This window comes from Vibrio zhugei (assembly GCF_003716875.1).
Lineage (GTDB): Bacteria > Pseudomonadota > Gammaproteobacteria > Enterobacterales > Vibrionaceae > Vibrio > Vibrio zhugei.
The window spans coordinates 2,403,813-2,423,841 of record NZ_CP033078.1 but is presented as its reverse complement, the minus strand read 5'-3'; the positions used below and the strand labels follow the sequence as shown (position 1 = coordinate 2,423,841).

General features: G+C 46.2%; 16 protein-coding genes. 11 read left to right on the top strand and 5 right to left on the bottom strand.

Going from position 1 to position 20,029, the window contains the following annotated elements:
• Positions 1-61 precede the first annotated feature (61 nt).
• Positions 62-1,363 (top strand): phosphopyruvate hydratase, encoded by a 1,302-nt coding sequence (gene eno / locus EAE30_RS16335; RefSeq protein ID WP_123016870.1) that lies wholly within the window; start codon positions 62-64, stop codon positions 1,361-1,363.
• Positions 1,364-1,441: 78 nt separating this feature from the next.
• Here eno and EAE30_RS16330 read toward each other — a convergent pair whose 3' ends face one another.
• Positions 1,442-2,671, bottom strand: coding sequence for a multifunctional CCA addition/repair protein (locus tag EAE30_RS16330; protein ID WP_123016869.1), 1,230 nt, complete (start codon positions 2,669-2,671; stop codon positions 1,442-1,444).
• Positions 2,672-2,761: 90 nt separating this feature from the next.
• On the opposite strand from EAE30_RS16330, the gene EAE30_RS16325 reads away from it, so the two are divergent.
• Complete coding sequence (locus EAE30_RS16325; RefSeq protein WP_123016868.1) at positions 2,762-4,402, top strand: ExeA family protein; 1,641 nt, start codon at positions 2,762-2,764, stop codon at positions 4,400-4,402.
• Positions 4,392-5,168, top strand: coding sequence for a general secretion pathway protein GspB (locus tag EAE30_RS16320; RefSeq protein ID WP_123016867.1), 777 nt, complete (start codon positions 4,392-4,394; stop codon positions 5,166-5,168). Before EAE30_RS16325 ends, EAE30_RS16320 begins: the two co-directional genes overlap by 11 nt.
• 50 nt (positions 5,169-5,218) lie before the next feature.
• Here EAE30_RS16320 and EAE30_RS16315 read toward each other — a convergent pair whose 3' ends face one another.
• From EAE30_RS16315 to EAE30_RS16305, 3 genes are all read right to left on the bottom strand, one after another.
• Positions 5,219-5,827: a TIGR04211 family SH3 domain-containing protein gene (locus tag EAE30_RS16315; protein ID WP_123016866.1), complete on the bottom strand. Its 609-nt coding sequence runs from the start codon at positions 5,825-5,827 to the stop codon at positions 5,219-5,221.
• A gap of 169 nt (positions 5,828-5,996) precedes the next feature.
• Positions 5,997-7,256, bottom strand: coding sequence for an inorganic phosphate transporter (locus EAE30_RS16310; RefSeq protein WP_123016865.1), 1,260 nt, complete (start codon positions 7,254-7,256; stop codon positions 5,997-5,999).
• Between the two features lie 138 nt (positions 7,257-7,394).
• Positions 7,395-8,075: a TIGR00153 family protein gene (locus EAE30_RS16305; protein ID WP_164711882.1), complete on the bottom strand. Its 681-nt coding sequence runs from the start codon at positions 8,073-8,075 to the stop codon at positions 7,395-7,397.
• 203 nt (positions 8,076-8,278) lie between these two features.
• On the opposite strand from EAE30_RS16305, the gene EAE30_RS16300 reads away from it, so the two are divergent.
• The 4 genes from EAE30_RS16300 (at position 8,279) to hldE (ending at position 15,796) form a co-directional block, all read left to right on the top strand.
• A complete protein-coding gene (locus EAE30_RS16300) occupies positions 8,279-9,799 on the top strand; it encodes a CYTH and CHAD domain-containing protein (protein WP_123016863.1) in 1,521 nt (506 codons plus the stop codon).
• A 243-nt stretch (positions 9,800-10,042) separates the two neighbouring features.
• Positions 10,043-11,299, top strand: coding sequence for a methyl-accepting chemotaxis protein (locus EAE30_RS16295; RefSeq protein ID WP_123016862.1), 1,257 nt, complete (start codon positions 10,043-10,045; stop codon positions 11,297-11,299).
• Between the two features lie 150 nt (positions 11,300-11,449).
• Positions 11,450-14,299 carry a bifunctional [glutamate--ammonia ligase]-adenylyl-L-tyrosine phosphorylase/[glutamate--ammonia-ligase] adenylyltransferase gene (gene glnE, locus EAE30_RS16290; protein WP_123016861.1) on the top strand — a complete coding sequence of 950 codons (2,850 nt, stop codon included), beginning with the start codon at positions 11,450-11,452 and terminating at the stop codon, positions 14,297-14,299.
• A gap of 66 nt (positions 14,300-14,365) precedes the next feature.
• Positions 14,366-15,796 carry a bifunctional D-glycero-beta-D-manno-heptose-7-phosphate kinase/D-glycero-beta-D-manno-heptose 1-phosphate adenylyltransferase HldE gene (hldE, locus tag EAE30_RS16285; RefSeq protein WP_123016860.1) on the top strand — a complete coding sequence of 477 codons (1,431 nt, stop codon included), beginning with the start codon at positions 14,366-14,368 and terminating at the stop codon, positions 15,794-15,796.
• Positions 15,797-15,869: 73 nt separating this feature from the next.
• Here hldE and tolC read toward each other — a convergent pair whose 3' ends face one another.
• Positions 15,870-17,207, bottom strand: coding sequence for an outer membrane channel protein TolC (tolC, locus tag EAE30_RS16280; protein ID WP_123016859.1), 1,338 nt, complete (start codon positions 17,205-17,207; stop codon positions 15,870-15,872).
• A 225-nt stretch (positions 17,208-17,432) separates the two neighbouring features.
• On the opposite strand from tolC, the gene nudF reads away from it, so the two are divergent.
• From nudF to yqiA, 4 genes are read left to right on the top strand one after another with little or no spacing between them, the layout of a single operon-like run.
• Positions 17,433-18,065, top strand: a complete 633-nt coding sequence (nudF, locus tag EAE30_RS16275; RefSeq protein WP_123016858.1) for an ADP-ribose diphosphatase — start codon at positions 17,433-17,435, stop codon at positions 18,063-18,065.
• The gene (locus EAE30_RS16270; RefSeq protein ID WP_123016857.1) at positions 18,053-18,502 is read left to right on the top strand and encodes a DUF1249 family protein; all 450 of its coding nucleotides are present in this window, start codon (positions 18,053-18,055) and stop codon (positions 18,500-18,502) included. Before nudF ends, EAE30_RS16270 begins: the two co-directional genes overlap by 13 nt.
• A 19-nt stretch (positions 18,503-18,521) precedes the next feature.
• The gene (gene cpdA, locus EAE30_RS16265; protein ID WP_123016856.1) at positions 18,522-19,343 is read left to right on the top strand and encodes a 3',5'-cyclic-AMP phosphodiesterase; all 822 of its coding nucleotides are present in this window, start codon (positions 18,522-18,524) and stop codon (positions 19,341-19,343) included.
• Between the two features lie 3 nt (positions 19,344-19,346).
• Positions 19,347-19,928 (top strand): esterase YqiA, encoded by a 582-nt coding sequence (yqiA, locus tag EAE30_RS16260; protein ID WP_123016855.1) that lies wholly within the window; start codon positions 19,347-19,349, stop codon positions 19,926-19,928.
• Positions 19,929-20,029: the final 101 nt, after the last annotated feature.

Below are 20,029 nucleotides of genomic sequence, written 5' to 3'. Positions count from 1 at the left end.
ACTGATGATAGTTAGTGACCCCTTTAGTTTTGACATTTAAATTCAATGAGAGGAAACATTAATGTCTAAGATCGTTAAAGTTCTAGGTCGTGAAATCATCGATTCACGCGGTAACCCAACAGTAGAAGCAGAAGTACACCTAGAAGGTGGTTTCGTGGGTATGGCTGCTGCACCATCAGGAGCATCGACGGGTTCTCGTGAAGCGCTTGAGCTACGTGATGGCGACAAATCTCGTTTCCTAGGTAAAGGCGTGACGAAAGCAGTAGCAGCTGTTAATGGTCCTATCGCTGAAGCTGTGACTGGTAAAGATGCAAAAGATCAAGCATCTATCGACCAAATCATGATCGACCTTGATGGAACAGAGAACAAATCTCAGTTCGGTGCGAACGCTATCCTAGCGGTTTCTCTTGCAAACGCAAAAGCAGCAGCGGCATCAAAAGGCATGCCTCTTTACGAGCACATCGCTGAATTGAATGGCACTCCTGGCCACTTCTCTATGCCTCTACCAATGATGAATATTCTTAACGGTGGTGAGCACGCAGATAACAACGTTGATATCCAAGAGTTCATGATTCAACCTGTTGGCGCGCCTACTTTCAAAGAAGCGGCTCGCATGGGTTCTGAAGTTTTCCACAACCTAGCTAAAGTACTAAAAGCGAAAGGCCTTAGCACAGCGGTTGGTGATGAAGGTGGTTTTGCTCCTAACCTAGATTCTAATGCTGAAGCACTTGCTGTGATTAAACAAGCGGTAGAAAAAGCAGGCTACGAGTTAGGTAAAGACATCACGCTAGCAATGGACTGTGCTGCTTCTGAGTTCTACGACAAAGAAGCTGGCAACTACAACATGAAAGGCGAAGGTAAAGTATTCTCTTCTGAAGAATTCAACCATTACCTTGCTGAGCTAACTAACCAATACCCAATCGTCTCTATTGAAGACGGTCTAGACGAATCTGATTGGGATGGCTTTAAGCACCAAACTGAACTTCTAGGTGATAAAATCCAATTGGTTGGCGATGATCTTTTCGTAACAAACACTAAGATCCTGAAAGAAGGTATCGAAAAAGGTGTTGCGAACTCAATCCTAATCAAATTCAACCAAATCGGTTCTTTGACTGAAACATTGGCTGCGATCAAAATGGCGAAAGATGCTGGCTACACAGCGGTTATCTCTCACCGTAGTGGTGAAACAGAAGATGCAACGATTGCTGATCTTGCTGTTGGTACAGCTGCAGGTCAAATCAAAACTGGTTCTATGAGCCGTTCTGACCGTGTTGCGAAATACAACCAGCTAATCCGTATTGAAGAAGCGCTGGGTGAACGTGCAGCATTCAACGGTCTTAAAGAAGTAAAAGGCCAAGCATAATTTAAGCTTGCTCTCAATATGATATAAAAGCGCCTCTCCGGAGGCGCTTTTTTGTTTAATCAGGTTAAACGAGAGTATTTAGGCTACATATTCCTGTTTAAATTTCGCGACCGCTGCGATTCGGCGGCGGTTCTGTTCTTCACTGATATCCTTACCGACAAAACCGTCTTTAATGACATCTTGGGCATTGATTTGTGCCGCGATATGAAAGGCTGCAGTGACGTATTCGGCCACTCGGTACTCTAAGTTCTCGAAGCCTAAACGGCCTTTATGGTCGGCCGCACAAGCGAGTAATACCTGTTCTAAACGTTGTGGTTGACGCCATAATTTTAGCTGATTAAAGAGTCGCACTAAGGTGGCGGGTTTGAGTTGCAAAGCATTATGAATATTGGTGTGCTGCTGACAGACATCGAGTGCTAAATCACGAAATTCATTAGGTGCCCGCAGCCTGTTACACAGAGCTTTAATCAGTTTGATGCCAGTATGGCAATGACGTTTATGACTTGGCCATTCTTCTTTGGGCGTGACCGCTTTACCGAGGTCGTGGACTTGAGCTGCGAAACGCACCAGTGGGGAATCACTCAGTTGTGCTGCTTGCTTTGCGACCATTAACGTGTGAAGGCCAGTATCGATTTCCGGATGCCATTTTTCTGGTTGCGGTATGCCAAAGAGTGCGTCAATCTCGGGTAATACATGGGCTAACGCGCCACAGTTTTTTAGAACTTCAAGGAATGCATGGGGCGTTGGTGTGGTCAGAGATTTGTGCCATTCTTGCCATACTCGCTCCGGCGTTAGATGATTTAATTCCCCAGATAGGGTAATTTGGCGCATCAAGTCCATGGTTTCGTCGGCGACGGAAAACCCAAGATGATGGAGTTTCGCGGCGAAGCGTGCGACTCTTAAGACTCGTAGGGGGTCTTCGGTAAACGCATCAGAGACATGGCGTAATTGGCGTTGCTTGATATCATCGACACCATGATAAGGGTCGATGAGGTGGCCTTGCCCATCTTGCGCGATGGCATTGATGGTCAAATCTCGACGCATAAGATCTTCTTCGATCGTGACCTCTGTTGAAAAATAACAGTCGAATCCGGTATAGCCGAGTCCGGTTTTGCGTTCAGTTCTTGCGAGCGCATACTCTTCTTTGCTGGTGGGGTGAAGAAATACGGGGAAATCTTTGCCAACGGCTTGGTAGCCAGCATCCAGCATGGCTTGGGGCGTTGTGCCAACCACTACCCAGTCTCGATCGTGGACGGGAAGGTTAAGCAGTTGATCGCGGACTGCGCCGCCGACGAGATAAACTTGCACTTAAAAACCTCAGTACTTGGGGATGAATTTACGCATAAACACAAAGAGTGATGATACGTTGCTCCTTGTTGTAATGATAGAGAACGATACATGTATCATGAATTTTTTGGCTTGCACGAATTACCGTTTTCCATAGTACCTAATTCTCGCTACTTATTTCTCAGCCATCGTCATCAAGAGGCGATGATGTATCTCCAATCTGGACTTGGTGATGGGGGCGGTTTTGCCATGTTGACTGGCGAAGTCGGTACCGGAAAAACAACGGTCGCCAGAGCGGTCATGAGTGAGCTTTCCGAGCAAACCTCGTGTGGTTTCTTGTTAAACCCCACCTTTTCTTCTCAAGAGTTATTGGCTGCTATTTGCGATGCGTTTTCGATTACTTACCCAGACCATGCGTCGTTAAAACAACTGAGTGACCGGATTCATCATTTTCTGCTTGAGCAAGATGCTCAGGGTAACAGCACGCTGCTAGTGATTGATGAAGCTCAACATCTTGCCCCCGATGTGTTGGAACAATTGCGTTTGTTGACTAATTTGGAAACGGAGCAACGTAAGCTACTCAAGGTATTGCTGGTAGGGCAGCCTGAACTGCAAGATAACCTGCAATTGCCTCAACTACGGCAATTAGCACAACGCATCACCGCTCGTTATCATATTTTGCCTTTGGATGAGAATGAAGTCAGTCAGTACATACAATTTCGACTGCAGCGTGCTGGTGGCGATGCCAATGTATTTCCCATGCCCGCAATACGTTGGATCGCCAAATATTCCCATGGAATTCCGCGCTTAATCAATCTTATCTGTGATGCGGCACTTAAACATGCCTATCAGCACGGCAAGCGGACGATTGAGCTTGGCGATGTCAAACAGGCCACAGCACAAGTCATGAGTTTCCAATCGACCGTGTATCAGCAGCCGAGGGCTCGTCGTAATGAAGGTCGCGGCTTATTTTGGCAAGCACTACGCTATGTTGGCCTAGGGGGACTGATCGCACTCCTCATTGCTACCAGTTGGCAATGGACGGGACAAGCCCTGCTTGAGCGGATGTTGCCACTGCCTCAACCTCCAGCAGCCAAGGTGAAAACGGTGTTGCCAAACCCAATAAAACAGGCGCTAAGTGTTGCGACGGACAGAGAAGAGGCATTGACAACATTATATGCATTATGGGGCTATCAGGCCTCGATTAGCGATACGCTATGTCAGTCCGATGAGCACAAGGCATTACGCTGCCAAATGATGCACTCCGATTGGGCGAGCATTAAGACTTATAATCGACCCGTGGTATTGGTCTTAACCATCGCAGACACCACAGTGTATGCCACATTACGCCACATCGATGGGGAGATGATCGATATTTTAGTCGGCGGTCAAGCGTACCAACTGAATGCGAAATGGCTGTTACCGTATTGGCATGGGCAGTACGTGAGTGTTTGGCGTCATCAATTTACCAGAACTTTGAAGCAAGGCATGCAGGGAAGCGATGTTAGGCAACTAAATCAAATACTTGCTGTGTTGTTACGTGAGCCAATCAGTGCGTCCTCGACTTATGATGAGCAACTGAAACAAAAAGTCATGACATTCCAACATTGGCAGGACATGACGGTAGATGGTGTGGCTGGCATGCAGACGTTACAGCGCATTGAACGGCTCAATCCAATGGAGGCGCCACAATTAACCTCGTCGCAACCAGACGCATTATCGCAAGAGAAGGGAGAAACGGATGCACAATAATGTGACCATTCCGACGTGGCAAAAAACGTCGTTAGTGCTTATTCCTGTGGTACTGGTGATTGCGGGAATGGGGATGAATACTTGGCAGACCCGGCAACACAGTATTGTGGAGCGTTTGCAATTAAAGCCTGCGGTGAGCATCAAGCAAGCGGAGTATCAGGTTTTAACGTATCCGCGCTTTGACGATTTAAATACCATCCCCAGTCTACCCCTAGAGGCGACACAGAAGTCTGGACAGGACAATACTCTGGTGAGTGATACAACGCAGGCGTCGCAAAATCAGACCTCTCCATCCGCGGCTGAGAGTGAGTCTGCGATTACGCCAGAGCAAATTAAACAAGCGATAGCCAGTGCCAAACAGCATCAATCCACGCGTCAGTCTGAAGGTGAAGACCGAACGCAGCAAGGGGATGACGCTCTGCGCCATTTAGATTTGAGTCAGTTGTCGCCGTCAATTCAATCTCGCGTACAAGCCGCGTTAAAAAGCGAAACCGCCGCGCAGCAACATGGTGAATCGCTAGATGCCATGGACATTCGTCAGCATATTGATGAGTTTAAGGGGCAATTGCCACCATTGAACTTTCAAAGTCATGTGTACACCACCGATGTGATACGCCGCTGGGTAAAAGTCAATGGGGTGGAGTATCGGCAAGGGGATAACCTGGGGCCGGGTATTCAGTTATTGGATATCAAGCCGCAAAGTACGATACTTAAGTTTCAGGGTAAGTTGATAGAAATTCCCGCGTTATACGACTGGAAAGGATAAAAAAAACGGCCAACTGGCCGTTTTTTTTATATTCATAGTACCCGAGAGGTTTACGCCCAACCAGAAGGGGAACGCTTACGACGTGGAATGATGTGTGGCAGGATAAGACCGAGCAGTAAGCCAATACCAGCAACACCGCCGCCATACATAAAGTATTTCAGTAATAGATCTTCTTTTTGAGTATCGAGCTTAGCGCGCAATTGACGAACTTCCGCTTGCGATTGTGTCAATTTATGGCTGATGTCACTGTAGTTCTTCTCAAGCTCTGAGATTTGTTTATTACGAACTTCCAACGATTGTGCTAAGCCGGCTTTTTCTTCATCTGCGGTTTTTTGTGCGGTCGCGAGTTTACTTTTGACAACGGCTAACTCTTTTTCCAGTTTAGGCATGCGAATCGCACGGCTTTCTGTGGTTGTCACATAACGGCTTTGTACCCAACCAGTACGACCTTTTTCATCGACAACTTTAGTAAAGCCTGACTCTTTATTTTGATCCAGCAGTCTTACTTTTTCGCCAGCGTTGACGCTACCAATAATACGATATTTATTCGTCGGACCTGAGTGCATGTAAGTAAACAATTCATCCGAAATATAATGTTCCTGTGCTAATAGCGGTGTCGCAATCAGAGACAGAAGTACCATGCAGAGCAGTTTTTTCACAGTAAATCCCTTCGCGTTTTTTTGAATGTTGTTTCAATAGAGTTTGATACGATGCCTTGATAGTAAAAATTTTCAGGCTTCGGTGCAACAAAGAAGGGAGGCTAAGCCTCCCTTTATGTGTATTTATGTCAGAATTGACGCCTCACTAACAGAGTTATGACGCGGCTCGCTAACTGAATACACCTTGAATGGCGTAGAAGAAGACCACGGAGAGCAGCGCACCGGCTGGAAGCGTAATGATCCACGACGCCACAATATTACGGACCACACCTAAGTTCAGAGCAGCAATACCACGTGCAAAACCGACGCCCAAAACGGCACCTACGAGTGTCTGTGTGGTTGAGATAGGTAAGCCTGTACCTGACGCTAAAACAACGGTACAAGCGGTCGCTAGCTGTGCAGCAAAGCCTCGGCTAGGCGTTAATTCTGTAATGCCAGTACCGACGGTAGCCATCACTTTATGACCTAACGTCGCCAAGCCGACCACAATACCCACGCCACCTAATGGTAAAATCCACCAAGCGATATCACTTTTTGCGCCGATCTCACCCATGTTTTGTACGGTAGCCACGACCGCTGAGAGAGGACCGATCGCATTCGCAACATCGTTTGAACCATGGGCAAACGCCATAGCACAGGCGGTGATCACCATAAGGACACTAAAGATACTTTCAACGCTATTTGAGCCGTCATTGTTATCACGATTGGAAAAACGCTTGGCGATGTAGATGTAGCCGCCCACCATTACAATGGTCGAGACCAAAATAGACCACATCCAAGCTTCAAGAGACGTGAGGTTCAGACCCACGTGGCTCAACCCTTTTTTAATCGTAACTAGGGCGATCACTATGGTCGTGATGAACATATATACGGGCACAAACCGTTTGGCATTGAGTAGCGGGGTGTCAGTGTCGAAGATGAGGCGTTGGGCGCTAATAAAAATAAGATATGCAAAGAAACCAGAAATGATTGGTGTCACAATCCAACTGCCGACGATGCCTTGAACAGAAGACCAATCAACCGCTTGCGTTCCCACGGAAATGCAGGCGAAACCGATGATTGCCCCAATAATGGAGTGAGTGGTTGAAACGGGCCAGCCCATATAGGATGCGACAAGAAGCCAAGTTCCCGCTGCGAGTAGGGCAGAAAGCATACCGTAGATCAATACCTCTGGGTGTGCGGTGAATAAAGACGTTTCAATCACGCCTTTACGAATGGTGTCAGTCACTTCACCACCGGCTAAATACGCACCAGCAAACTCAAAAATCATCGCGATGACGATCGCTTGTTTTACCGTTAATGCTTTTGAGCCTACGGAGGTTCCCATCGCATTAGCTACATCGTTTGCACCGATGCCGATTGCCATTAATAAACCAAAAGCTGCTGCGACTAAAATCAGGACAGTGCCGTAGTTCGCAAGGATATCCATCGTAATACCTAGTTGTTGATAACAAGCGGAGCATTCGTGTTTTTCAACACGCATCTAGCCCGTTGGCGTAATCTATGTCTGCGCCTAAGTCGGGCTGAGTTCGTGAAATACTCTTTGTTATTGGGTTAACTTTTATACCTATGAGCGTGAAAGCATTACTTCCAAACGAGCACCTACGCGCAACGCTTGGTCTGCAATACCGCCGACCCATTCAAAAATTTTATAAAGAAAAATAACATCAATAGGGTTCAAGTCTGCTTCCATCGCTAACAGCTGTTGGCGCAGATTGATTTGCATATTGTCAGTATCGTCTTCAATTACATCCAGTTGATTGATCATTTCTGCAACTAATGTGACTTCACGTCCTTTAAACCCAGCTTCGAGTAATTCATCAAGCTCATTAATGACTTTTTCAGCTTGTGATGCAGCGTCGAGGCAGCGTTGCACATAGAGAATAAAATTCTCTTGTATGGATTCGGGAATGCCTAGTTGTCGACCGAGTACTCGGCCTGAAATGTCTTTGGCAAGGTTGGCGAGTTTATCTTGTTGCGTTAATAGCTCTAACATGTCAGTACGATCGACTGGCATGAACAAGCCACGAGGCAACTTAAGACGAATCTCTCGTTTTAGGACATCTGCTTCTTTCTCTAAATGAGAAATTTGCGAACGAAGTTCTGCTGCCTTCTCCCAGTCTCCTTTGTTTGCTACTTCAAAGAAATTGACAAGGTGAGAACAACATTCGTTCACACAGACTACATGTTGCTGCAAAGGCTTTATAGGGGACTTTGCAAATAACCCCATTATTGTATTTACTGGCATGGTCATTCAACCCAATTGCTATAACCTAAATTAAACATACGTCATTTATGGCGAAATGTTGAGCGTTGGCTATAAAGGCGCGCATGTTAACCCATTCGGAGCGGCATTAAAATAGTTTAGATCATCAAATGCTCGATATTTCTCACTTGCTCAAGGCTTGAATAGGCAATATCCTGTCGTCATCTTCTTCGAAAGGTATAGCTATGGAAACCGAGATAGAACTGAAGTTTTTTGTTTCTCCCGAATTTTCAGATATTTTACGCGAAAAAATCTCCGATGCTCGAGTACTTCAGCACAGTTGTCGTGATTTAGGCAACACCTATTTTGATACACCAGATAATTGGCTACGTAATCATGATATCGGTTTACGTATTCGTCGTTTTGATGATGTGTATATTCAAACGGTGAAGACCGCCGGTCGCGTGGTTGCAGGGTTACATCAACGGCCTGAATATAATGCCGATCACACCAGTAATGACCCTGATCTCACGTTGCATCCCGATGACATTTGGCCAGACGGGAAAACCGTTACAGAGCTACAAGCAGAGCTAACCCCTTTGTTTGTGACTGACTTCAATCGGGAAACTTGGTTGATTGCCATGCAAGATGGCAGTCAGATAGAAGTGGCGTTTGATTGCGGGGTTGTGACTGCGGGTGACTTATCAGAAGATATCTGTGAAGTGGAATTAGAGCTAAAATCTGGGCAAGTTGATGCGTTATTTACTTTAGCTCGTCACATCAGTGAACATGGTGGCATGCGTTTAGGCAACCGCAGTAAAGCTGCGCGTGGTTACCGCTTAGCGTATCAGCAGCCTATTGATGCGGTACGCACGCTTGAGCCCGTGGTCACGTCCTCCCAAGATACCGTGGAAATTTGTTTTATCAAATCGTTAGAGCATGCATTATCCCATTGGCAACGTCATGAACAAATTTATGTCGAGCAAGATAACCATGAAGCCCTCAATAAGATTCGCTCCTCAGTTTGCTTCATTCGCCAAATCCTAACCGTCTTTAGCAGTATTGTGCCACGTCGAGCCAGTGCCATTTTACGTCAAGAGTTGAAATGGCTAGAAGATGAATTACGTTGGTTGCTTGATGATGATTACCTGAATCGGTTGCTGGACGATAAAGGTTATGCATTGCGTAAATTGGACGCCCGCAAGCGTTTAGTCGGAGAGCTTAAAGAATTACAAGCGGCGTTGCCGACTCGAGAAGAAACGCTTGCCTTGATTGATTCGAGCCGTTACACCGCGTTACTTTTGGATCTCAGTCGTTGGATTTTAACGCGTGGTTGGCAGCCGTTTTTGGACGACAACGCGCAAGAGCAGATTGATCGCCCTGTGATGGACTTTGCGGTGCAACAGCTCGATCGTTCTTGGGCCGAGTTAGTTGAAGCGTTCCCGCCAGAACAGGTGTTGAGTAAACAAGATTACATTGCTCAGCAAGCGCATTTAACACGTAATTTGTATACGGGGATGTGTTTTGCTCATTTGTTCGAGAATGAAGAGTGCCAATCGTTCCGTTTACCGTGGGAAGATTTGCTGGATGGTATTGATGATCTTCGGATGCTACAACCGATTGAGGATCTCAAGTATAAGCTTGAGGACAGTGATCAACACGCTCAATTACTGCGTTGGATCACCCGTCAAGAGCATTCCATTTTGCACGCAATGGATCAGTCACGTTTCAGTGGCTTTCAGGCTTCTCCCTATTGGCGAGATTGATTCACTCTATTGTGTCTGTTTAAAAAAGAAGCCAACGGCTTCTTTTTTTGTATGCTGTCACAAAATTGTGTTGGCAGTAAAAACATTTGCTCAAGATTAAGATTCTGTGGGCGATCACATATTCATGGATTACCCCTAAACCAAGTAAGCTCATTCTTATAGATTTTGTTAATATCACGTAACTTATTTGAAATTGATTCAAAAACTATAATTACAAATGTAATAACTATTCGGAGAATAACAATGACAAAAATGGACTTTACGCCATGGGAACGGATTATCACGGACGTCCGGCTAGTTCCCAGAATGATTATGCTTATGGTGTTCAGTACTATATTAATCATTGCCAAGCAGTTGTGGGATGCCCACACCTTTTATCAAGCACTACTTGTCGCCACCAAAAGTTCCGAGATTGCTCAGAAGCATTATGAAGACTACTTAGTACAAGTCGCTTGGCAAACCAGTATCATGATTGTTGTCTTTGTGATTCTGCTCTTATTTGCTGCACGAGTGATGCTTAAGCAAACTCAGTATTTAAGTTCTGTCATTAAGCGTATGGCGCAGCGTGACTTGTCGCAACCTATTGCGATGGAATGTAAAGATGAGTATGGCGATGTTGCGCGCGAGCTAGAGAAAACGCGTCAGCAGCTGAATGATTTGATTAAAAACCAGATAGAATCTTCCAATGAATTAACGGAGATTACGAGCGTGATGTCGGTCAGTATGGCTGAAACCAAAGAATCTGCTCAGGATGAATTTAATGAAATCGATCAGCTCGCGACGGCAATGAGTGAAATGACCTCGACCGTCCAAACGGTGGCAGACAACGCACACAGTGCGTCGACATTAACCGAAAGTACGTCACAGCAAGCGAGCTCAGGCCAAGAGTTCATCAATAGCACTGTGGTGAAAATGCGTGCGTTATCTCAAGACATTGCTGAGTCGGCGCAGGCTATTAACCAAGTAGAAGAGCGAGTCGACGTTATTGGCAGTGTGATTGATACCATCCGAGGTATTTCTGACCAAACCAATTTACTGGCCTTAAATGCGGCTATCGAGGCTGCGCGTGCGGGGGAATCTGGCCGTGGATTTGCGGTTGTTGCCGATGAAGTGAGAAATCTGGCGCAAAGTACTCAGAATGCGACGGTCGATATTCAGAACATGATTGAACAGTTGCAGCAAAGTGCCAATCAAGCGGTGTCTCTGATGGAAAAAAGTGTGGTTGAAGCCGCCGATGGGGTAGAGTTGGTCAGTAATGCGGGAGCAGAGCTTGATAATATCGTGAATCATGTTCAGCAAATCAATGATATGAACTTCCAAATTGCGAGCGCGGCAAGTCAACAAAGTACGGTTGCCGAAGAAATGAATCAAAACCTGACCAATGTGAAAGAGTTGGTCGAAGTGTCGGTAACGGTCATTGGCGAGTTACAAGAAACCTCGCAAGCCCTTGAACTCAATGCGAAGACGTTAGATGAAAAAATCATGAGGTTTACCGTCTAAGCTTGGCGTTTTTTATCTTTAAGCACCAATGTGATTGGTGCTTTTTTTATGTTTTCGATTCACTCTTTTTCGGCATTCAGCTAGGCGCACTTTTCTCATTTCAGTATACTGATTTTAGCCCTCTCTTGAGTACGTATATAAGGATATGACATGCCGCTCCCCTTGCCTCTTCAATCACTCGCGACACACGAATTTTCTCAGTTACTTGACGTGCTCCCTCAGGTCGCTCAATGGCCAGAGCCGTTACAGCAGCAAACGCGTGACGTGATGGGCTTGAGTCCTTTTATCGCAGAAACATTAAAACGTGGTCCTGAATGGGCTTTGAGCTTGCCGCAACGTTTGCCTTTCGATGCGGCCAAGCCAGTGGTCTATCGGGAGCGATTGTCAGAAAAGCTCTTAGGATGTGAGTCTGAAGCTCAAGCCATGGCAACGTTGCGCCAGTTCCGTCAAGAGGAAATGACGTTAATTGCATGGCGAGATTTTCATCAGCTGTGGCATATTGAGGACAGTTTGCATCATTTGTCAGAGCTTGCTGAAGCGATCATTTTTGAAGCTTACCATTGGCTTTACCAAATGTGTTGCCGCGAGTGGGGGACACCAATGAGTCCGGATGGACTCCCTCAATCGATGCTGATCATTGGTATGGGAAAATTAGGGGGAGGAGAGCTGAATTTTTCCTCAGACATAGATCTGATTTTTACCTATCCAGAAAACGGTGAGACTCAAGGGACGCGTCGCGCCATTGCCAATGCCCAATTTTTTACTCGTTTAGGACAGCGGTTGATTAAGCTTCTGGATCAGCCCACGGTTGACGGGTTTTGTTATCGAGTGGATATGCGTTTACGCCCATTTGGCGACAGTGGTCCATTAGTGATGAGCTATGCGGCGCTTGAAGATTATTATCAAGAGCAAGGTCGTGATTGGGAACGCTACGCCATGGTGAAAGCGCGCGTGATGGGGCGTGAGATGTACGCCCATTATCAAGAACTTCGCCAAATGTTACGCCCATTTGTGTTCCGTCGTTATATCGATTTTAGTGCGATTCAATCGTTGCGCCGCATGAAAACCATGATTCGTAGTGAAGTGCGCCGCCGAGGCTTGCACGACAATATTAAACTTGGTGCCGGAGGGATCCGTGAAATTGAGTTTATCGTGCAATCTTTTCAATTAATTCGTGGTGGACGTGAGCCGGATCTGCGAGAGCGGGGGTTACTCCCTGCCTTAGCGGGCATCAAGCGACTGGAACTCTTACCTGCTTCTGATATTTCTCAATTAGAAAACGCCTATGTGTTTCTGCGCCGTTTAGAGAATCTTATTCAAGCGATTGACGATAAACAAACCCAGACGTTACCTCAAGAGGCCAATCATCAATTACGGTTGGCGTATGCATGTGGGTTTACTGATTGGCAGGCGCTCGTCGGGCAGTTACAGCAGCACATGCACAATGTGCATCAGATTTTTAATCAGGTGATTGGCGAAGAGGAAGAGCAGGCATCACCGTGTGTGGCGGCCTGCTATCAAGAATTATGGCAACTGACAGACGATGCGCAAATGGCCAAACAAATTCTGCATGAGGAGCTGTCGGTGCCAAGCGATGTGAACTTGCATCAACAGTTAGTTAGCTTTAAGGCTGAATTGGATAAAAAGACCATTGGGCCTCGTGGGCGAGAGGTATTACATCATCTCATGCCCAAAGTTTTGCAGGCAATCTTCGCGCATCCCGGTGCTCAATTTGGTTTTGCCCGCGTGTTATCGCTACTCAATCATATTGTCACTCGTACCACGTATCTGGAACTCTTAGATGAACACCCCGCGGCTTTAACGCAATTAGTCAACTTGTGTACGGCCAGTCCGATGGTCTCAGAGAAGTTGTCACGTTATCCGATCTTATTGGATGAATTGATTGATCCTGAGCAGTTGTACCATCCTATCGATGTCTCAGACTATCACTGCCAATTACAAGATTTTATGGCGCGCATTCCTGAAGATGATATGGAGCAGCAAATGGAAGGGCTGCGACAATTTAAACAAATCGCCATCTTACGAATTGCTGCCGCCGACATTACGGGAGTCTTACCAGTGATGAAGGTCAGTGACCACCTGACCTCATTAGCCGAAGCCATCATTGCATGTGTGGTTAAGCAAGCGTGGAAGCAAGTGACAGAAAAGTTCGGTCAGCCGACTCATCTGTCTCAGCGAGAGGGGCTAGGATTTGCTGTCTTGGGGTACGGCAAAGTGGGCGGATGGGAATTAGGGTATAATTCAGACTTGGATTTGGTTTTCTTACATGATTGCCCAGACAACGTGGTGACTGATGGAGCCAAAGAAATTGATGGCAAACAATTTTATTTACGTTTGGCACAACGAATTACGCACCTCTTTTCTACGCGTACGCCGACCGGCATTTTATATGATGTCGATACGCGGTTGCGGCCATCCGGTACCGCAGGATTGTTGGTCAGTCCATTAACCTCATTTGAAGAGTACCAAAAAGAAAATGCCTGGACATGGGAGCACCAAGCGCTGGTGCGAGCTCGGATGGTCTATGCTGATGAGGCATTAGCACAAGGATTTACTCGCGTGCGCCAAGCTATCTTAACCATGGAGCGCGATGAGCCTGATCTGAAACAAACGGTGGTTGAGATGCGCAATAAAATGCGCCAACATCTTGCTGGTAAGAAAGCCAATCGTTTTATGCTTAAGCAAGATGCCGGCGGAATTACGGATATTGAGTTTTTGGCGCAATATTTGGTGTTACGCTACAGCCACGCAAAGCCAGCGCTGACACGATGGTCTGATAACGTGAGAATTTTTGAAACGTTAGCCGAGCAGGGCATACTCAGTGTTGCACAAGCAGAGTCATTAATTCATGCCTATACGACGTTACGCAATCAGATTCATCGTCGTAACTTGCTCAATTTGTCCACGGATGTGGACCCGTCGCGCTTTGTGGCCGAGCGAGATCAAGTGATTGATCTTTGGAATACTTGGTTGGGCTGAGAGAGTTTTTGTCATTGTCATGCTTGTGGTAGACTTCACGGCATAGCGAAAATTGGAGAACCATGAATGAAGCCAATCCTACCTGATTACAACGATGCAGGTGTATTGATCATCGGTGATGTTATGCTCGACCGGTATTGGTATGGTCCAACTGGACGTATCTCGCCAGAGGCCCCCGTACCAGTAGTGAAAGTAGAACAAAATGAAGAACGTCCAGGTGGTGCAGCCAACGTTGCGATGAATATTGCTTCTTTAGGTGGCCGTGCCCACATTGTCGGCCTGACTGGTCAAGATGAGCCAGCACAGGTGCTGACTGAAAAACTCAGCTCATTGGATGTGCATTGCGATTTTGTTGCGCTACCCGATTACCCAACGATTACCAAATTGCGCGTATTGAGCCGTGGACAACAACTGATTCGTTTGGATTTTGAAGATACGTTCGAAAATACCGATGCCAACCTGATTTTAGAACGAATGGATGCCGCCTTACCTCATGTGCGAGCGTTGATCTTATCGGATTACGCCAAAGGGGCGCTCGAGCATGTGCAGCAGTTTATTCAAAAAGCGCGTGCAGCTAAGGTGCCTGTGCTTATTGACCCCAAGGGGGCGGACTTTGAGCGCTACCGTGGTGCCACCATTTTGACGCCCAACATGTCTGAATTTGAGCAGGTTGTGGGTAAAGTCAAAAATGAAGAAGAGCTGGTGGAAAAAGGTCTAGCGCTCATCGAGCAATTTGATTTTGAAGCGTTGCTCGTGACTCGTAGTGAGCATGGCATGACGCTATTACGTCGTGGTGAAGCGCCTTTCCATCTGCCGACGTTAGCGAAAGAAGTGTACGATGTCACTGGCGCCGGGGATACGGTTATATCGGTCTTGGCCGCTTCCGTTGCCGCAGGGAAAGCGCTGGATGAAGCCTGTGCGTTAGCGAACGCCGCGGCGGGCATTGTTGTTGGTAAATTGGGAACATCGACAGTATCGACGGTTGAACTGGCGGAAGCGATCCACGATTCTCGTGATACAGAGTATGGCGTCACCACAGAAGCCGCGCTGGTCGATGCAGTGAAACGCGCCAAACGTCATGGTGAAACGGTGGTCATGACCAATGGGTGTTTTGATATTCTGCATGCGGGTCATGTGTCGTATCTCAATAATGCCGCACAATTAGGCGATCGTTTGATTGTTGCGGTTAACTCCGATGAGTCGGTTAAACGGCTTAAAGGACCTGGTCGTCCTGTGAATACCTTAGAACGACGTATGGCCGTACTCGCTGGGCTCGAAGCTGTCGATTGGGTGGTCCCATTTAGCGAAGATACGCCACAGCGCTTGATCGCTGAAGTACTACCGTCGTTACTGGTTAAAGGTGGGGATTATAAACCAGAAGACATTGCCGGCGGAAAAGAAGTGATTGCCGATGGTGGCGCTGTCAAAGTACTGAACTTTGAAGATGGTTGCTCAACGACTAAAATCATTGAAGCTATCAAGAAAAATGAGCAATAAATCGCTCGTACATTGATGAGCGGTAATAAAAAACGCCGATGATCTCGGCGTTTTTTTTTCAATAACGGCCAGCCTATTCGCTATGCTGGTCATTGGCTTTTTTCAGCCCAGCATTGATATCCAAGATATCTTGTTCGCTTAAAGTACCAGTCGCTTTACGTAACTTTAATACATTAATAATGTAGTCGTAGCGTGCGTCCGCTAAATTCTTTTTCGCGTTATAGAGACGGCGTGTAGAATCCAGTACATCCACAATGGTGCGAGTACCCACTTCGAAACCGGCTTGTGTCGCTTTCAGGGCTGATTTCGCAGATACTAATGATTGTTGGTATGCATTGACGGCGCCCACTGAAGCATTAATGTTGTTGTGGAACGCATGTACTTGTTTGACAACTTGACGATATTGGGCTTCTAAATTTTGGCTCGCTTGAACGTAACTCAGCTCTGCTTGTTTACTGAGTGACGAAATGTTACCCCCGGTATAAAGTGGGACTGAGAGGTTGATTCCGACATTCAAATCCTTCGTATCGTGGTTATCGAAGGCATTGTATTTGGCGTAATCACTATCGTATTCGCGGTTATATTTATAGCCGCCATCCAAGGTGAGAGAAGGCAGATTTTTTGAGTCAGCCAGCGCGATTTTATCTTTAGCGATATCTTTGTTAATCCGTCCTGCGAGCAAATTGAGGTTCTTTTTCTCGGCTTCTGTGAGCATTTTTGTCATGCTATCTTGAGGACGAGTCGTTGAAAAACGTTGTTTATCGAGGACGCTGAGATCCGTCGGCTGTTGGCCTGTAATTTCACGTAAAGATTCATAACTGTTATCCAGTTTATTCTTCGCCATGATTTCATCGGCTAACACCGCATCGTATTGCGCTTTTGCATCATGCACATCGGTAATGGCAGAAAGGCCTACATCAAAACGTTGCTTGGTTTGATCCAATTGATGAGAGACGGCATTCTTTTCTGATTGTACGAACGCTAAGTTATCTTTGGCTCGTAAGACATTAAAGTAGGCTTCTGATACGCGCATTATGAGTGATTGTTGGGCTAACGCATAATTGGCATCGGCGACACGCGCTTCTTTTTCTGTGGTATTGAGGGATAGCCAGCTTGAACGATTATAAAGTTCTTGGCTAAAGGAAACCCCCGCAGAAAGCGCTCGACTATTACGTACCGACTCATCACTGCTGTTGATCGTGTAGCCGCCCGTTAAATTAATTTGTGGTAATAATGCACTTCTACTTGAATTGATAGTTTCAAACGCGCGGTCGCGTGCGGCTTCTTGACCTAGAAGCTGAGGATCATTCTTTTTTGCTAAATCATATATTTGGGCAAGATTGTCCGCCCAGGTGAAAGCCGAAAAGCTTCCTAATGCTGCACTAATAATAATAGGTAGCAGTTTGTTCATTGGTTTTTTTCCTGCCGTTTTTAAGCCATAGTTGGCTCAGTTTACCGTAAAATGAGATCAATTGATGCCCGAAGGTTATACATTTTTTGTAGACACTGTACAAGTCCACAGCGGTGAGTGACTTGTCAATAAATAAAAATTTAAATTTTATAGTAAAAGTTGAACCCTGTCCTTGGTACTTTCAAACGGTCATGAGTAGACTATGGGATTCGATTTGGAGGTGGTATGGCAATGGATCCAAAAAAACGCGCGAATTTTTCCGCTCAAGATCTGGAAATTCTGTCAAAAGACACACTATTTAGTGGCTTTTTTAGCATGGTGAAATATCGCTTTAAGCATCGGTTGTTTGCTGGAGGCTGGAGTCAGCCTATTGAGCGCGAGATGTTTGAGCGCGGGCGAGCTGCCGCAGTGCTCCCTTACGATCCAGTACGCGATGCCGTCGTGTTGATTGAGCAAATTCGTGTCGGGGCGATAGAGCATGAAAACCCTTGGCAACTAGAAATTGTGGCGGGCGTGTTTGATAATAACAATGAGAGTGCCGAAGACGTTGTGAGACGAGAGTCCCAAGAAGAAGCGGGCCTTACCTTGCAGGAATTGGAAAAGATAACCTCATTTTATCCCTCCGCAGGTGGCTGCTCGGAACGTTTAGATGTCTTTGTGGGGCAAGTCGATAGCGCATTGGCGACAGGCGTTCATGGTCTCGAGGAAGAAGGCGAAGATATTCAAGTTCACGTGGTGAGTCGAGAAGAGGCTTACCAACTGGTGAAAGACGGGCAATTAGAGAACGGAGCCTCGATTATTGCGTTGCAATGGTTGGAACTTAATTACAAAGTGTTACAAGAACAATGGCAGAGTTAGCAATCCGAAAAACATACCATGTTGATTTTCCAGAATTAATGCGGCTTTACGAAACCAACTATGTGAAGCTTAATGCCTTATTACCGGCAAAAAGTGAAGCCGGTCATACGCGCTGCTATGAAGCGGTCAGCATGATTTATCAGCTGCATATCTTGGAAACAACCAAATACACGACTTTGATCGAAATTTGTCAAAGTGATCAAGTTGCTGTATTTCCTTTACCAACGATGTCTGTCAGGCTATACCATGACGCTCGGGTTGCTGAAGTGTGTTCAGCGGATCAATTAGGTCGTATCAAAGCGCGTTACGACTATCCGAATGTAAAAATGGTACAGAGAGATGAAAAAGCGCAAATTAACAGGTTTTTAGGTGACTGGCTTACCTTTTGTCTGAGACATGGTATCAGTCGGACGCCTCTTAATATCCGTCATCCATAATAACTTAGGTTTATTGATTTTGAACGTGTCGTCTAGCAAAGACAATTCAACCAGCATCCATCTGTTACAACTAACGGATACGCATTTATTTGCGCCAAAGGATGGGTGTTTACTCGGTGTAAATACCGCAGAAAGTTTTTCCGCTGTTGTCGAAGATATTATCAACACTCATGTCGAATTTGATGCCATTCTTGCCACTGGAGATATTTCTCAAGATCATAGTCATGAATCGTATGTTCGCTTTGTTGAGGGCATCAAGCCTCTGAAGCAGCGCTGCTATTGGCTGCCGGGCAATCATGATTATAAGCCAGAAATGTTCAGTGTGTTGCCAACGCCGCAAGTGGTGTGTGAGCCTCACGTGGTGCTCAATGATCATTGGCAGGTCATTATGCTCGACTCTCAAGTCTCTGGTGTGCCGCATGGGCGTCTCAATCATGAGCAGTTAGCGTTACTGGATAACGCCCTGCAACAGCACCCAGATAAATGGTCGTTGATCATTTTGCATCATCATCCTGTTTTGGCGGGCAGCCAGTGGTTGGATCAACATACTTTAAAAGATAGCCAAGACTTTTGGGATGTGGTGACGCGTTACGATAAAGTGAGTGGGGTGTTGTGTGGGCATATTCATCAAGAACTCGACGTGATGCGCGAAGGCGTACGTGTATTAGCGACCCCATCTACTTGCGTGCAGTTTAAGCCTCAGTCGAGCCAGTTTTGTGTTGATACGCGCTCACCGGGATGGCGAGAAATCGAATTGTGTGCTGACGGTCAGATCCACACCGAGGTGAAACGGTTGACGCATGGGCGGTTTTTACCCGATTACAGTGCCAGTGGATATTAAGGTATGAAGCCGAGTTTACTCATTTACGTTCACGGGTTTAACAGTTCACCAGGATCGCATAAAGCGTCAGTCATGATGCAATACTGTGCTGAGCATCGCCCTGATATTCGTTTAATCATCCCTCAGTTGCCTCATTTTCCAGAGCAAGCGGCAGGGCAACTGGCTCAACTGATCGAGACGTATCGAGACGACTATCAGATTGGTCTCGCAGGAAGTTCTTTGGGGGGGTACTTTTGTACTTGGCTGCATGCAACCTATGGTTTACCTGCGGTATTAATTAATCCTGCTGTCAAGCCTTATGAGTTGCTCGTTGATTATCTTGGCGTGCAAACCAATCCATACACACACGAATCGTATACGCTTCATTCCAGCCATATTGAAGAACTCAAGGCCATTGATGTGGACACTTTATCGTGCCCTGATGATATTTGGGTATTATTGCAAACAGGCGATGAAACCCTCGACTACCGTCAAGCGGTAGAGAAATATCAACAGGCTCACCTATCAATTGAGCCAGGAGGGGATCACAGTTTTATAGACTTTGAACGCTACCCAGAGCGTATCATTCAATTTCTAAATCTTTGAGTTTTGCGCGTAGACAGTGTAAGAATATTCATTGATTACTGAGTAATGTCACTTGACATCAACTAGTCTTATCCAGACTATGTGCTCCTTAAACTTTCATC

Coding starts and splice junctions, on each gene's coding strand:
- glnE (WP_123016861.1), top strand. CDS start 11,450: ATGCCGCTCCCCTTGCCTCTTCAATCACTCGCGACACACGAATTTTCT.
- EAE30_RS16320 (WP_123016867.1), top strand. CDS start 4,392: ATGCACAATAATGTGACCATTCCGACGTGGCAAAAAACGTCGTTAGTG.
- EAE30_RS16295 (WP_123016862.1), top strand. CDS start 10,043: ATGACAAAAATGGACTTTACGCCATGGGAACGGATTATCACGGACGTC.
- tolC (WP_123016859.1), bottom strand. CDS start 17,207: ATGAACAAACTGCTACCTATTATTATTAGTGCAGCATTAGGAAGCTTT.
- EAE30_RS16310 (WP_123016865.1), bottom strand. CDS start 7,256: ATGGATATCCTTGCGAACTACGGCACTGTCCTGATTTTAGTCGCAGCA.
- yqiA (WP_123016855.1), top strand. CDS start 19,347: ATGAAGCCGAGTTTACTCATTTACGTTCACGGGTTTAACAGTTCACCA.
- hldE (WP_123016860.1), top strand. CDS start 14,366: ATGAAGCCAATCCTACCTGATTACAACGATGCAGGTGTATTGATCATC.
- EAE30_RS16300 (WP_123016863.1), top strand. CDS start 8,279: ATGGAAACCGAGATAGAACTGAAGTTTTTTGTTTCTCCCGAATTTTCA.
- EAE30_RS16325 (WP_123016868.1), top strand. CDS start 2,762: ATGTATCATGAATTTTTTGGCTTGCACGAATTACCGTTTTCCATAGTA.
- EAE30_RS16270 (WP_123016857.1), top strand. CDS start 18,053: ATGGCAGAGTTAGCAATCCGAAAAACATACCATGTTGATTTTCCAGAA.
- EAE30_RS16305 (WP_164711882.1), bottom strand. CDS start 8,075: ATGCCAGTAAATACAATAATGGGGTTATTTGCAAAGTCCCCTATAAAG.
- nudF (WP_123016858.1), top strand. CDS start 17,433: ATGGCAATGGATCCAAAAAAACGCGCGAATTTTTCCGCTCAAGATCTG.
- eno (WP_123016870.1), top strand. CDS start 62: ATGTCTAAGATCGTTAAAGTTCTAGGTCGTGAAATCATCGATTCACGC.